General features: G+C 72.6%; 11 protein-coding genes and 1 tRNA gene. 6 read left to right on the forward strand and 6 right to left on the reverse strand.

Going from position 1 to position 14,145, the window contains the following annotated elements:
• The first annotated feature begins 28 nt into the window (after positions 1 to 28).
• Genes IRX98_RS00715 through pdxY form a run of 3 tightly spaced genes read left to right on the forward strand, consistent with a single transcriptional unit; the run spans position 29 to position 2,392 of the window.
• Positions 29 to 691, forward strand: a complete 663-nt coding sequence (locus tag IRX98_RS00715) for a uracil-DNA glycosylase (RefSeq protein ID WP_224273637.1) — start codon at positions 29 to 31, stop codon at positions 689 to 691.
• 39 nt (positions 692 to 730) lie between these two features.
• Positions 731 to 1,504, forward strand: coding sequence for a dioxygenase family protein (locus tag IRX98_RS00720; RefSeq protein ID WP_224273172.1), 774 nt, complete (start codon positions 731 to 733; stop codon positions 1,502 to 1,504).
• A gap of 24 nt (positions 1,505 to 1,528) precedes the next feature.
• A complete protein-coding gene (pdxY, locus tag IRX98_RS00725; RefSeq protein ID WP_224273174.1) occupies positions 1,529 to 2,392 on the forward strand; it encodes a pyridoxal kinase PdxY in 864 nt (287 codons plus the stop codon).
• A gap of 71 nt (positions 2,393 to 2,463) precedes the next feature.
• Here the strand turns inward: pdxY and IRX98_RS00730 are convergent.
• Positions 2,464 to 2,535 (reverse strand) — tRNA-Thr (locus IRX98_RS00730).
• A 61-nt stretch (positions 2,536 to 2,596) separates the two neighbouring features.
• Between IRX98_RS00730 and IRX98_RS00735 the strand changes: the two genes are divergently transcribed.
• Both IRX98_RS00735 and IRX98_RS00740 read left to right on the forward strand, forming a co-directional pair.
• Positions 2,597 to 4,426 carry a glycoside hydrolase family 13 protein gene (locus IRX98_RS00735; protein ID WP_224273176.1) on the forward strand — a complete coding sequence of 610 codons (1,830 nt, stop codon included), beginning with the start codon at positions 2,597 to 2,599 and terminating at the stop codon, positions 4,424 to 4,426.
• A gap of 10 nt (positions 4,427 to 4,436) precedes the next feature.
• Positions 4,437 to 5,645, forward strand: coding sequence for a DUF4032 domain-containing protein (locus tag IRX98_RS00740; RefSeq protein WP_224273177.1), 1,209 nt, complete (start codon positions 4,437 to 4,439; stop codon positions 5,643 to 5,645).
• A 3-nt stretch (positions 5,646 to 5,648) separates the two neighbouring features.
• Here the strand turns inward: IRX98_RS00740 and IRX98_RS00745 are convergent, their stop codons facing one another.
• The 4 genes from IRX98_RS00745 to cysS all read right to left on the reverse strand — a co-directional run bounded on the left by IRX98_RS00745 (position 5,649) and on the right by cysS (position 11,287).
• Positions 5,649 to 7,157, reverse strand: a complete 1,509-nt coding sequence (locus IRX98_RS00745; protein WP_224273178.1) for a hypothetical protein — start codon at positions 7,155 to 7,157, stop codon at positions 5,649 to 5,651.
• Positions 7,158 to 7,351: 194 nt separating this feature from the next.
• Entirely contained in the window at positions 7,352 to 8,857 is a 1,506-nt protein-coding gene (locus IRX98_RS00750) for a metallophosphoesterase (RefSeq protein ID WP_224273179.1), read from the reverse strand.
• On the reverse strand, positions 8,854 to 9,813 hold the full coding sequence (rlmB, locus tag IRX98_RS00755; RefSeq protein WP_224273180.1) for a 23S rRNA (guanosine(2251)-2'-O)-methyltransferase RlmB: 960 nt from the start codon (positions 9,811 to 9,813) through the stop codon (positions 8,854 to 8,856). Before rlmB ends, IRX98_RS00750 begins: the two co-directional genes overlap by 4 nt.
• A gap of 73 nt (positions 9,814 to 9,886) precedes the next feature.
• A complete protein-coding gene (cysS, locus tag IRX98_RS00760) occupies positions 9,887 to 11,287 on the reverse strand; it encodes a cysteine--tRNA ligase (protein WP_224273181.1) in 1,401 nt (466 codons plus the stop codon).
• A gap of 114 nt (positions 11,288 to 11,401) precedes the next feature.
• On the opposite strand from cysS, the gene IRX98_RS23260 reads away from it, so the two are divergent.
• Entirely contained in the window at positions 11,402 to 12,604 is a 1,203-nt protein-coding gene (locus tag IRX98_RS23260; protein ID WP_224273182.1) for a C39 family peptidase, read from the forward strand.
• A 6-nt stretch (positions 12,605 to 12,610) separates the two neighbouring features.
• Here IRX98_RS23260 and IRX98_RS00770 read toward each other — a convergent pair whose 3' ends face one another.
• Positions 12,611 to 14,128 carry a molybdopterin-dependent oxidoreductase gene (locus IRX98_RS00770; protein WP_224273184.1) on the reverse strand — a complete coding sequence of 506 codons (1,518 nt, stop codon included), beginning with the start codon at positions 14,126 to 14,128 and terminating at the stop codon, positions 12,611 to 12,613.
• Positions 14,129 to 14,145: the final 17 nt, after the last annotated feature.

Raw genomic sequence — 14,145 nt, forward strand, 5'->3', positions numbered from 1 at the left:
GCTGGCCGGGCTCGTCGAGAAGGGCCTGATGGCACCCGACTGGGCCGAGGCGCTGGCGCCGGTGGACGACCAGGTCGCGGCGATGGGACGGTTCCTGCGCGAGGAGGTGGCGGCCGGCCGGCGCTACCAGCCCGCGGGAGACCTGGTCCTGCGTGCCTTCGCGCGCCCGCTGGCCGACGTACGGGTCCTGGTGGTGGGGCAGGACCCCTACCCCAACCCGCACCACCCGATCGGTCTGAGCTTCGCGGTCGAGCGCCACGTGCGGCCGCTGCCGCCGAGCCTGCGCAACATCTACGCCGAGCTGCGCGACGACCTCGGGATCGAGCCGCCCGCCCACGGCGACCTGTCGGCCTGGGCCGACCGCGGGGTGATGCTGCTCAACCGGGTCCTCACCGTGCGCCCCGGCGACTCCAACTCCCACCAGGGCAAGGGTTGGGAGGCGGTCACCGAGCGGGCGATCGTCGCCCTCGCGGAGCGCGGCGGTCCCTGCGCGGCCATCCTCTGGGGCAAGCCGGCCCAGTCGCTGGAGCCGCTGCTGGGCCCGGTCCCGTGCGTGAGGTCGGTGCACCCCTCCCCGCTCTCGGCCTATCGCGGCTTCTTCGGCTCGAAGCCCTTCAGCACCGTCAACCGGCTCCTCGAGGAGCAGGGGGCGGACCCGGTCGACTGGAGCCTGCCGTCGTACGCCGACTGACCAGGGAATATAGTTGAATCTCAAACTATTGAGGATGTCATGAACGCTGCGATCCCCGCTCTCTACATCGGCCACGGGGCCCCGCCCCTCCTCGACGACCCGATCTGGTCCGGCCAGCTGGCGGCGTGGGCACGCGACCTGCCGCGCCCGAAGGCGATCCTGATCGTCTCCGCGCACTGGGAGTCGGCACCGGTGAGCCTGTCGGCGAGCGGTGCGCCGCTGGTCTACGACTTCGGCGGGTTCGCGCCGAAGTACTACCAGATGACCTACGAGACGCCCGACGCCACGGCGCTGGCCCAGCGGGTCGCGGCGATGATGCCGAGCACCGAGCCGGTCCACCAGCACGCCACCCGCGGGCTGGACCACGGCGCGTGGGTCCCGCTGAAGATCATGTTCCCCGGGGCCGACATCCCCGTGCTGCAGATGTCGCTGCCCACCGACGACCCGCACCGCCTGATGAGGCTCGGCGAGCGGCTCCGCCCGCTGCGCGACGAGGGCGTGCTCATCGTCGGGTCCGGCTTCCTCACCCACGGCCTGCCGTTCCTCGAGGACTGGCGCATCGACGCGAAGGTGCCGGGCTGGTCGAAGGACTTCGACCTCTGGGCGGCCGATGCCCTCGCCCGCGGGGACGTGGACACGCTGGCCGACTACAAGTCCAAGGCGCCGGGCATGCCGTACGCCCACCCGACCGTCGAGCACTACACGCCTCTGTTCGTGACCCTCGGCGCGGCGACGACCGCCGACGCCCCCGGGACCCAGGTGATCGACGGCTACTGGATGGGGCTGTCCAAGAGGTCGCTCCAGATGGCCTGACGCGACCTCATCTACTCTCAGGGAATGCGCGTCCTCTCGATCCAGTCCCACGTCGCCTACGGCCACGTCGGCAACTCCGCAGCCGTCTTCCCGCTCCAGCGCCTCGGCCACGAGGTGTGGCCGGTCCTGACGGTGAACTTCTCCAACCACACCGGGTACGGCGCCTGGCGCGGGCCGTTGATCGCGGCCGAGGACGTCGCCGAGGTCATCACCGGCATCGAGGAGCGCGGCGCGTTCGAGACGTGCGACACCGTCCTGTCCGGCTACCAGGGCTCGCCGGAGATCGCCGACGTGATCGTCGACGCCGTGGCCCGGGTGAAGGCGGCCAACCCGGAGGCGACGTACACCTGCGACCCCGTCATGGGCAACGCGACGTCGGGCTGCTTCGTGAACCCGGCGATCCCCCCGAAGTACCGCTCGACGGTGATCCCGGTCGCGGACGTGCTGACGCCCAACCAGTTCGAGCTCGGGTTCATCACCGACAACGACGCGCTCAGCGGCGCCTCGGCGCTCGAGGACGTCCTGGCCGCCGCCGACGAGGTGCGCGCGCTCGGACCTTCGACGGTGCTGGTGACCTCGGTGATCCGCTCCGGCGCACCCGACGACGTCATCGAGATGCTCGCGGTGACCGGGGACGGCGCCTGGCTCGTCACGACCCCGCGCCTGCCGATGAAGGCCAACGGCTCGGGCGACATCACCGCGGCGCTCTTCACCGCCCACCTCAAGGGCACCGGCTCGGCGGCCGAGGCCCTCGCCCGCACCGCCTCGTCGGTCTTCGCTGTGCTGAAGGAGACCCTCGACTCCGGGGAGCGGGAGCTGCGGCTCATCGCCGCGCAGGAGGCCATCGCGTCGCCGGCGTGCGAGTTCGAGGTGCGGCAGGTCCGCTGACCTCTCGGCGGAGGGGTCTCGATACGCCGCTCGCTGGCGCTCGCGACTACTCGACCACCGAAGATCATGGGAGCCGCGTGAGAGATTCGAACTCTCGCAACCCAATTTACAAGATTGGTGCTCTACCCCTGAGCTAACGCGGCGTGCGTCCGGGGACGCGGCGGCAATCCTAGTCAGCGACCGGCTGCTGAGAGGATGGCACCCGTGAGCCTCCTCCACCTCCCCCACCACGACGGCTCGCCCCTCTACGTCTCCGACGAGGCGCCGGCGCTGGGCGACACGGTCACGGTGCGGGTGCGCACGAGCGCGGGCGACCCGGTGGACGAGATCTGGCTGCGGACGACGTACGACGCCGAGCCCGTCTTCCACCCGACCACCTCCACGACCAGCGGTGACGTGGTCTGGTGGGAGGCCCGGCTGCCGGTGCACAACCCCGTCACGCACTACCGCTTCCTGCTCGTCCGTGGACAGGAGCAGGAGTGGCTCACCGGAGCCGGCCTGGTCGGGCACGACCTTCCCGACTCCGCCGACTTCCGCCTCACCGCCTACCCCGAGGCGCCAGACTGGGGTCGTGACGCGGTCGTCTACCAAGTGTTCCCCGACCGCTTCGCGCGCTCGGACGCAGCAGCCGAGCACCCGACCCCGCACTGGGCGGTTCCGGCCGGCTGGGACGACGAGGTGGTCTTCGAGGGCAGCGACCCCCGCACCCCGCTGCAGCTCTTCGGCGGCGACCTCGACGGGATCACCGAGCACCTCGACCACGTCGCGGACGTCGGCGCCGACGTCGTCTACACGACCCCGGTCTTCCCCGGCGAGAGCAACCACCGCTACAACGCCACCACCTTCACCAGCGTCGACCCGCTGCTCGGCGGCGACGAGGCGTACGCCCGGCTCAGCACCGCCGTGCACGCGCGGGGCTGGCGGATCCTGGGCGACCTGACGACCAACCACACCGGCGACACCCACGAGTGGTTCACCTCGGCGCAGGCCGACCCCGACGACCCGCACCGTTCGTTCTACTACTTCGACGACGACGGCTCCTACGCCTGCTGGATGGGCCACGGCACGCTGCCCAAGATCAACCACGCCAACCTCGACCTGCGCCACGCCATGGTCGAGGGCCCGGACTCGGTGGTGGGTCGGTGGCTGCGCCCACCCTTCGACGTCGACGGCTGGCGCATCGACGTCGCCAACATGACCGGCCGGCTCGGCGCCACCGACGTGGCCCACGAGGTGGCGCGCGCGGTGCGCGGCACGGCCGAGGCGCTGCGTCCGGCCCCGTGGGTCATCGGCGAGCACAACCACGACGCGACCGGCGACGTCGACGGCGACGGCTGGCACGGCACGATGAACTACTCCGGCTTCTCCTGGCCGGTCTGGTCGTGGCTGCGCGACCCGTCCTCCCCGGCCCGGCCCTTCGGGCGCCCCGCCCCCGTCGCCCGCCGCGACGGCCCCGCGGTCGTCGACACCTTCCGCGCCTGGCAGGGCACGCTCGGCTGGCGCGCGACCGCGGCGAGCTGGAACATCCTGGGCTCCCACGACTCCGCCCGCATCCGCACCGTCGTCGGCGGCGACGCGGCGGTGCACCGCGTGGCCGCGGGCCTGCAGTTCACCCTGCCCGGCGTCCCGATGATCTTCGCCGGGGACGAGATCGGCCTCGAGGGCGTCAACGGCGAGGACTCCCGCCGCCCGATGCCGTGGGACCGCCGCGACGAGTGGGACACCCGCACCCTCGCGACGTACGCCGACCTGGCCCGGCTGCGACGCGAGCACCCGGCGCTGCGCCGCGGCGGGCTGCGCTGGGCCCACGTCGACGCCGACACCATCGCCCACCTCCGCGAGCACCCGGACGGATCGGTCCTCGTCATCACGCGCCGGGCCGCCGGGGCCGGCTTCACCCTCCCGGTCACCGCCTCGCGGCACCTCTTCGGCTCGGAGCCGGGCGGGACGGACCTCGTCCCCGGGCCGGACGGCACGCAGGTGCCGGGCGCCGACGGGCCGCGGTGCGACGTGTGGGCCCTCGACACGGAGTAGCGTTCCTGTCATGGCCATGCGGATCGTCGCCAGCCGGCCCGACCCGGCCATCCTCGGCCTGCCGTGGGACACCCCGCTCGAGCAGTGGCCCGACGACGTCGTGGTGCCGCTGCCGCGCGGCCTCTCGCGCCACGTCGTCCGCATCGTGCGGCTGCGCGAGCGGGTCTACGCCGTCAAGGAGACCCAGGACGACATCGCGTTCCGCGAGTACCGCATGCTGCGCGACCTCCAGCGACTCGGGCTCCCCGCCGTCGTGCCCCAAGGGGTCATCACCGGCCGCGAGGACCCGCACGGCGAGGAGCTGCCCGCGGCGTTGATCACCCAACACCTGCAGTTCTCGCTGCCCTACCGCAGCCTCTTCAGCCGCGGCATGACCGCCGAGCACGTGCCGACGCTCATCGACGCGATCGTCGTCCTGCTGGTCCGGCTGCACCTCGCGGGCTTCTACTGGGGCGACGTGTCGCTGTCCAACGTGCTGTTCCGCCGCAACGCCGGCGAGTTCGCGGCCTACCTCGTCGACGCCGAGACCGGCGAGCTGCACGAGGAGGTGAGCGACCGGATGCGCGACTACGACATCACCGTCGGCTGCGAGAACATCTTCGCCGAGCTGATGGACCTCAGCGCCAGCGGCGCCGTGCAGCAGCCGATCGACGGCTTCAGCATCATCGAGCTCCTCCGCACCCGCTACGAGGCGCTCTGGGGGGAGCTCACGGGTCTCGAGGAGTTCCGCGCCGACGAGATGTGGCGCATCGAGCGCCGCGTGGAGCGGCTCAACGACCTCGGCTTCGACGTCGACGAGCTCGACATCGTCACCGACCTCGGCGGCGACACCATCCGCATCCAGCCCAAGGTCGTCGACCTGGGCCACCACACCCGCGAGATCCAGTCGCTGACGGGGATGACGGTCGAGGACAACCAGGCCCGCCGCCTGCTCAACGACATCGCGTCCTTCACCGCCCACTACGACCTCGGTCGCGAGGACCGGCACCTGGTGGCGAGCAAGTGGATGCACCAGATCTTCGAGCCGATCATGGCGATGATCCCGCCCGACGCGACCCGCAAGCTCGAGCCAGCCGAGATCTTCCACGAGATCCTCGAGCACCGGTGGTACCTCTCCGAGCAGGCCGGCACCGAGGTCGACATCCACGAGACCGCCCGCGACTACATCGAGCGCTTCCTCACCACCAAGCCCGACGAGGCGATCACCGGCGAGGAGTGAGGCTCACACCGCGACGCGCGGTCCGCGCTCCAGCCACCACGCCGCCGAGCCCCGCACGTCCTCGGCGAGGGTGGCGTCGGCCACGATGTCCGGCAGCGCCGGGTGCCCACCCATGCCGATGCTGTACGTCGCCGCCCGCACCGTGTCCGGGTCCGCCAGTGCCCGGTGTACGACGTCCAGCGGGAGCACTCCCCCGGACGAGCCGACGATCTGCATCCCCGCCGACCGGAGCACGGGGTCCGGCGACTCGAGCCAGCCGGTCGCCGGTGCGGCGAGGCGCCCCGCCAGTGCACCGTGCAGCCGGCGCGCCATCCGGTGGCGCAGGCGCTCGTCCGGCTCGGCGTCCACCAGCTCGCCGAACCGGTCCCACAGCGGGTGGGCCAGCGCGGGCACCGCACCGAGGAGCAGGTAACCGGTCACGGCGCGGCTCTCCCAGTGCCCGAAGCCGATGTCGAACAGCAACCGCGCGAGCATCGGCTGTTCCCCCACGCCGACCTCGTGGGCCACGTCCGCGGCGATCGCGACGCACTGCTTCCAGTGGCGGTTGGTCTCGTGGCGCTCGAAGCCCTGGACCTCGGGCGCCGGCGGCAGGGTCCGGGCGGGCCTGCGCAGGGCACCGGTCCACGTCGAGGCGGGCACCAACCGGATCAGGTGGGCGATCCACTCCTCCTGCGCCGAGCCGGGCTCCGAGGCGTCGTAGGCCTCGATCAGGTCGGGCACCACGGTCGGCCAGAACGTGCCGCGCGCGCTGATCTCCGCCATGTTCTCCAGCCCGAGCGCACCACACATGGCGACGTAGGGCCGCTCGGCGCGCAGCAGCTCCAGGCACCACTGCACGGCGTCGGGGGTCGCGGCCTCACCGACGGCGCTGAGCAGGTCGCCCAGGCCCTGCGCATGCGGGTGAGCCACTTGGCGGCGCGCCGAGCGCAGGACCAGGAAGCCGTAGTCGCTGCACCGGACCTTGGCCAGCGCCTCGTAGCGCGTGGGGTAGCCGTGGCCGCACGAGCGGGACAGCTCCTGCACCAGGCGGTCGATGATGCGCTCCGCGATAGTCGTCGGCAGGCCCACGTTGCCCCGCACCGAGATGGCCCGCGCCCACCGGAGCCATTCGCCGCCGGTCACGTCCCGGGACGCCTCGAGGCGCTCGGTGAGCTCGGAGAGCTCGGACACGGTGGAGATCGGGGAGCCCGGCCGGGCATCGACGGGGCTCGTCCACGGGAAGGTCCTGGCCAGCACGTCGACCGGGGCGCGCACGGAGCCCTCCGGGAGCCCGAGCACACGCTCGTAGCCGTCCACCAGCGACCCGTCGCGCAGCTGGCCGGTCTCGGCGCGCGACAGGCGGGCCGGGCTGGTCCCGATCGCGGCGGCCACGGTCTTCATCCGGTTGTCGTCCACCTGCGCGGTGAGGCGCGCCATGCGCAGGGTCCACGCCGTGCGCGCGGCCACGTCGATGGTGCTGCCGTTGAGCGAGGTCGGGTCGTCGACGACGGTCATGCGGGGCTGTTCAGGCACCCGGGGAGCATCTCCCGGAGCGCCGCCGGGCGCTTCACCCTTCCGCGATGTGGCGGTAAAGAATTTCAGTCCGGGCAGATCGTGAATCCCGAGGGCACTCGCGCCCCGGACGATGGAGGATCGCGACGACCACCGTGCGCCCCCGTGACGCACACCGGACACCGGCCGTGCCGGGCTGAGGCTCGTGGGGACCCTCAGCCCGGCACGATCGGGCTCCACTCGCCGACCGCCCACGACCCGTCGGTCCGCAGTCGCACCCACTGCAGGCCGATCGGGCGCCCGTCGGCGTAGGTGATGAGGCTGACGTCGGCATCGCGCCGCGGCTTGCTGCCCAGCGCGATGGCGTACGCCGCCCCGCCGGTGGTGCCGTTGGTCCAGGTGTAGCCGATGGCGCCGTCGTCGCCGACGACCGGGTCCGGACCTGCCTGCACGTGCGTGTGCCCGCCGACGACGAGGTCAACGCACCCACGATCGAGCGCCTCGTCGCCCAGGTTGGCGTCGTGGACGAGCACCGTGCTGACCTGCTCTCCGTCCTCGGCGGCCGCACACGCAGCATCGGCGAGCCGGTCGCCCATCTCGGCGAAGCTGAGTCCGGACTCGTCGCGCCAGTTGCCCAGCCCGCTGCTGCGGGGGTCGTCGACACCGAGGAGCGTGCCGCCCCACGGGGCGTCGACGACCTCGCCGTCGAGCATCGTCCAGCCCTGGTCGGCGAGGTAGGTGCTGACGAAGGTGCCGTGGTCGTGGTTGCCCGCGACCGCGAAGCGCTCCCAGTCCTCGAAGGCGGCGGTGAGCGAGTCGAGGCTGAACGCCTCCCAGGGGGCGCCGGTGGAGGTGTCGTCGCCGGCGTCGAGCACCACGGTGGCACCGACCCGGTCGCCGATCGCGCGGGCGACCCGGTCCATGCCGATGTTGTCGTGGCGGTCGCTCACCAGCAGCGCCACCGTCTCGCCCTCCTCGGCCGCGCGCAGGTCGAGGTCGGCAGCCCCCTCGGCGGCGGTGGAGTAGAACTCCTTGCTGCGGTCGTAGGTGTCGATCGCGCTGAGCACGAGGCGCTTGGACTGGGTGGTGACCGGACCGGTGCGCACCTCGATCGCGCGGACCTCATCGGGCAGCACCACGTCGGGGCCGGCGAGCTCGGCGAGCGTCTGCCACTCCCCCTGCTCCTCCTGCGTCCGCTCCCGCGACTCCCACGGCTGCCACACCAGCACGGGCAGCGCCAGGAACAGGACGCCGGCGGCCGCGCCCTGGCGGGTGCGCAGGCCGCGGAAGAGCTCGCCGCGGCGGTGCCGCCCCAGGAGGAGGAACACCGCCACGGGCAGCAGTCCGACCGCCACGCCGCGCAAGGCGGCGGTCACCGCCATGTCGACCACGACCGAGCGGACCTTGTCGATCGGCGCCGTCGGGTCGCCGGCGATGAGGGCGTAGCGCTCGACCAGCTCCTCGATCGACCCGACCTCGGTCTTGCCGAGGGCCAGGTCGACGCCGACCGGTCCGACGTCGCGGAAGCGCAGGTCCGGCAGCAGGGGGCCGGTCTGCACCACCGCGTCGCCGCCCAGCGTGGGGCGTACGACGGTGTCGTGCCCGACCAGCACCACGGTGCGGCTGCTGGTGAGGAAGAGCGAGACCGCGACCGCCAGCCCGAGCGTCACGCTCAGGCCGACCAGCGCGACGCCGACCAGCAGCCGGCGGGCGGAGCTCATGTCAGGCGGGCCTGCGAGATGGAGTAGAGGGCCACCGACGCGGCGACACCGGCGTTGAGCGACTCCAGCTGGCCGGCCATCGGGATGGAGACGATCTGGTCGCAGGTCTCTGCCACCAGGCGTCCCAGGCCCTTGCCCTCCGAGCCGACGACGACCACGAGCGGCCCCTCGGCCAGCCCGCCGGGCGCGACGAGCTCCGGCAGCGACAGGTCGCCGTCTGCGGCCAGGCCGACGACCATGCAGCCCGCCTCCTGGTAGGCCTTGAGCTGACGGGTGAGGTTGACCGTCTGCGCCACCGGGATGCGGGCGGCCGCACCGGCGCTGGTCTTCCAGGCCGACGCGGTCATGCCTGCCGCGCGCCGCTCCGGGATGAGCACGCCGTGCGCGCCGAAGCCGGCGGCCGAGCGGATCACCGCACCGAGGTTGCGCGGGTCGGTGACCTGGTCCAGCGCGATGACGAGTGCCGGCTCCTTGAGCTCGGCGGCGCGCTCGAGCAGGTCGTCGGCGTGGGCGTAGTCGTAGCTCGGGAGCCGGACCGCGAGGCCCTGGTGCACGGCGCCGCTGGTCATCCGGTCCATCTCGTTGCGGGTGACCTCGAGCATCGTCAGCCCGCGCTCGGCGGCCAGCTTGAAGGCCTCCCGCATCCGGCCGTCACGCTCGGCGCCCTCGGCGACGTAGATCGCGGTGACCGGCACGCCGGCCTGCAGCAGCTCGACGACCGAGTTGCGGCCCGCGGCCCACTCGGCGTCAGAGGACGTACGCCGCTTCGGACGGGTGTCCTTGGCCTTCTCGGCGCGCTTCGCGGCCTTGTGTGCCTGGTGGTAGGGGCGGTCCTTGGCCTTGGGCGTCGGGCCGCGGCCCTCCAGGCCCCGTCGCACGCGTCCGCCGGAGCCGGCGGTGGGGTTGCCCTTGCCGGTCTTCTTGATGGCGCCCTTGCGCTTGCTGTTTCCAGCCACGTCAGTGTCCTTTTCGGTGGTCGAGTAGTGCGCGAGGAACGAGCGTGCGTATCGAGACCCCTGCCATGACGGGTCACACGCTCCACTTCGGTCCGGTCGGGGTGTCCTCGACCTCGATGCCGGCACTCTTGATCTGGTCTCGGATGGCGTCCGCGCGGGCCCAGTCCTTGGCCTCGCGCGCGGCCGTGCGGTCGGCGAGCAGGCCCTTCACCAGCGCGTCGACGACCTCGGTGAGCCGGTCGTCGGACGACCCGCTCGCCCACGCCTCGTCGGCCGGGTTGAGGCCGAGCACGTCGAGCATGGCGATGACCTCGCCGAACTTCTGGCCGAGCGCCTCCGACGGGCCGTCGGCCAGCAGGCGGTTGCCCTCGCGGACGGAGTCGTGGATGACCGCGACGGCCGCGGGCGTGCCGAGGTCGTCGTCCATCGCCGCGACGAACGCCTCCGGCAGAGCCGCAAACCATTGCCCGACCACGGGCGCCGCGCGGTCGAGGAAGTCCTCGACCCGACGGAAGCCCTTGGCGGCCTCGTCGAGCGCCTCGAAGCTGAACTCCACGTGGCTGCGATAGTGCGCGGCCACCATGTAGTAGCGCAGCTCGATCCCCCGCACCCGCTCGAGCACCGACGGGACGAGCAGGGAGTTGCCGAGCGACTTGCTCATCTTCTCCCCGGCCGTGGTGATCCACGCGTTGTGCAGCCAGTAGGAGGCGAACGGGCGACCAGCGGCGCGGGACTGGGCCTGCTCGTTCTCGTGGTGCGGGAAGCGCAGGTCGACGCCGCCGCCGTGGATGTCGAAGGCGGGGCCGAGGTACTTGCCGGCCATCGCCGAGCACTCGATGTGCCACCCGGGCCGACCGGGTCCCCACGGGGAGGGCCACGCCGCGCTGGCGGGCTCACTGGCCAACTTGTGGCCCTTCCACAGCGCGAAGTCGCGGGGGTCGCGCTTGCCCCGCGGGTCGGCGTCGCCGGCGGGCTCCATGTCCTCGACCTTCTGCCGCGTCAGCTCGCCGTACGCCGACCAGCTGCGGACGTCGAAGTAGACGTCGCCGCTGCCGTCCTCGGCGGCGTAGGCGTGGCCGCGGGCGATGAGCTGCTCGACGAGCTCGACGATCTCCGGGACGTGCCCGGTGGCGCCGGGCTCGTAGGTCGGCGCCAGCACGTTGATCGCGGCCAGCGCCTTGTCGAGCTCACGCTTCATCGCGGCAGCGAGGGCGTACCAGTGCACGCCCTGCTCGGCCGACTTGGTCAGGATCTTGTCGTCGATGTCGGTGACGTTGCGGATGAAGTCGACCTCGTAGCCGCTCGCTGCGAGCCAGCGGCGCAGCACGTCGAAGTTGACCGCCGAGCGCACGTGGCCGACGTGCGGCTCGGACTGCACGGTGAGACCACACACGTAGATCCCCGCCCGGCCCGGAACGAGGGGGACGAAGTCGCGCGTCTCGCGCGCAGCGGTGTCGTGGAGCCTCAGAGTCACCGTCCGAGTCTAGGGCGCAGCGCTCGATCCCCCGACTTCGTCGCCACCGCGACCGCCGGAGTGCGATTCGTGTGACTCCTGTGACGCGTGGGTCACGCCGGGTTATCGTCGTGCGTGCTCCGACGTGCCGCCGCCCTCGCCCTTCCCCTCCTGCTCGCCTCCGCACTGGTCCCGCCCGCGGGTGCCACGGACCGGGCAGAGCCGCGCACGCGCGCGACCCCCCAGATCCAGCTGACCTCGTGGAGCAGCTACGCCGAGCTCAAGTCGGGCAAGCGTCGCGGCCTGAAGATGGGCCGCGGGCAGGTCTCGCTCCTGGAGGCGAAGCCGCGCACGGTGGCCGGTCGCGCCTACGAGGCCGGGACCTGGACCTCGCCCTGGGCCGTCACGACCTTCGGAGCCACCTCGCTCATCCCGTCGTGGGAGGCCACCACGCCCGGGCGGAGCCTGGTCCGCGTCGAGGTGCGCGGGCGCGACGCCGGCGGGCGCACCGGCACCTGGGACACCGTCGCCGACTGGAGCCGCACGAACCGTCCCGTCGCGCGCCGCACCTGGTCCGGGCAGGCCGACGACCTCGGCTCGGTCAACGCCGACACCTGGCAGTCCCCCGGCGGCGTCACCTCGTGGCAGGTGCGGGTGACGCTGATGCGCCCCCGCGGCTCGAGCCTCCCGGTGGGCCTCGAGCGGATCGGGGCGGTCGCCTCCGCCGACGCCACCGCGCCCCGCCCGACCTCGAAGCCCGGCCCCGCGGCCGGCACCGTGCTGCCCGTGCCGACGTACAGCCAGATGGTCCACGAGGGCCACTACCCACAGTGGGGCGGCGGGGGCGAGGCGTGGTGCTCGCCCACCTCGACCGCGATGGTGCTCGCCCACTACGGCATCTCGCCGACGCCGGGCGGGATCGCCGCCGGCCACGCCGACGCCGTCGTCGACCACACCGCGAAGATGGTCTACGACCACGGCTACCGCGGCACCGGCAACTGGGCCTTCAACACTGCGTACGCCGCCACGCTGGTGGCCGGCGACTCCTACGTCACCCGGATGCGCGACCTGCGCGAGGCCGAGGACCACGTCGCCGCGGGGGTGCCGGTCATCATCTCGATCGCGTTCGGCCGCGGCCAGCTCACCGGGGCCCCGATCTCGGCGAGCAACGGCCACCTGCTCGTGGTGGTCGGCTTCGAGGCCGACGGTGACGTCGTCGTCAACGATCCTGCCGGGGCCACCAACGGTGAGGTGCGCCGCGTCTACGACCGCGCGCAGCTCGAGCGGCTCTGGATCGCAGCGTCCGGCGGGACGGCGTACGTCATCCGCAACGCGTGAGCGAGCTCAGCCCGCGCTGATCTCGATCGTGTGCAGACCGGTCGCACCGTCCGGGTCGGGCGCGCGCAGCACGCTGGTCTGCGTCTCGCCGTCGAGGCCGATCGCGCGCACGCGCACCTCGTGGTCGCCCTCGGGGACGTCGAGCGTGACCGCCCACTGCACCCAGGTGTCCACCGACGGCACCTCACCGAGCTCGGCGCGCTCCCACGCGCCGCCGTCGACCTGCACCTCCACCGCCTCGATGCCGGTGTGCTGGTGCCACGCGACGCCGCCGAAGGTGACCTCGCCGGCCTCGACGTCGTCGCCCGAGCGGGGCACGTCGATGCGCGAAGCGATCTTGACCGGACCGAGCGCCGACCAGCCCTTGTCGGTCCAGTAGCCCATCGACTCCGCGAACGTGCTCACCTCGAGGTCCACGACCCACTTCGTCGCCGAGACGTAGCCGTAGAGCCCGGGCACGATGGTGCGCACCGGGAAGCCGTGCTCGATGGGCAGCGGGCGGCCGTTCATGGCCACCGCGAGCATCGCGTCGCGGTCGTCGGTCAGCGCCTCGAGCGGGGTGGCGCACGTCCACCCGTCCTGGGAGGTCTGCAGCACGCAGTCGGCGCCCGCATCCACGCCGACCTCGGCGAGCAGGTCCGCCAGGCGTACGCCGCTCCAGCGGGCGTTGCCGACGAGCCCGCCCCCGACCTCGTTGCTCACGCAGTTGAGCGTGATCCACGACTCGGTGACCTGGCGCGACACGAGCTCGGAGTAGCTCAGCACCAGCTCGCGGTCGACCATCCCGTGGATGCGCAGCGACCAGTCGTCGGGCTCGATCGTGGGCAGCGCGATGGCGGTGTCGATCTGGTAGAAGTCCTCGTTGGGGGTCTGCCACGGCGCGATGCCTGCCACGCCCAGCGACGTCGCCGCGGGGGCCGTGCGCCGGGTGACCCCGGGGATGCGCAGCAGCCGGCGACTCACCTCGACGTGGCGGCGCCCGGCACCCACGAAGCGGCCCGCGACCGCGATCCCGATCGAGGCCACGGAGATCGCGCCGGCGACCATGAGGAAGACGCGCCGCTCGTGCGACTCGAGGTCGGGGCGGCGCTGCTGGCGGCGCAGGGCGTCGATGAGCGCGGAGTGCACCGCGACCCACGTCATCAGCCCGACCAGCACCGGGAGCGCGTCGACCACGCCTGCGTTGCGCTGCGCCATCACGGCACCGAGGCCGACCCCGGCGAGCACCAGCCACACGAGCACGGGTCGCCACCACGACCCGCGGGCCAGCGACCCGGCCCAGGCGAAGCAGGCCAGGAGCAGCACGAGGATGCCCGCGACGAGCGCCGGCTTGTCCGCCGTGCCGAGGATCGAGATCGCCCGCTCCGCGACCGCCCCCGGGGCGAGCTTGATGACCAGCTCGGCGACCGCCACGACCGGTGACTCGCGGATGGTCAGCACCATCGCAGTGGCATAGCTGGTCGCCAGTCCGGCGAGCCCTGCGAGGACTCCGGCCAGCACCCAGGGAGGACGACGTGTGGTCACCGGACCATTGTGACGCG

Source organism: Nocardioides lacusdianchii, from assembly GCF_020102855.1.
GTDB lineage: Bacteria > Actinomycetota > Actinomycetes > Propionibacteriales > Nocardioidaceae > Nocardioides > Nocardioides lacusdianchii.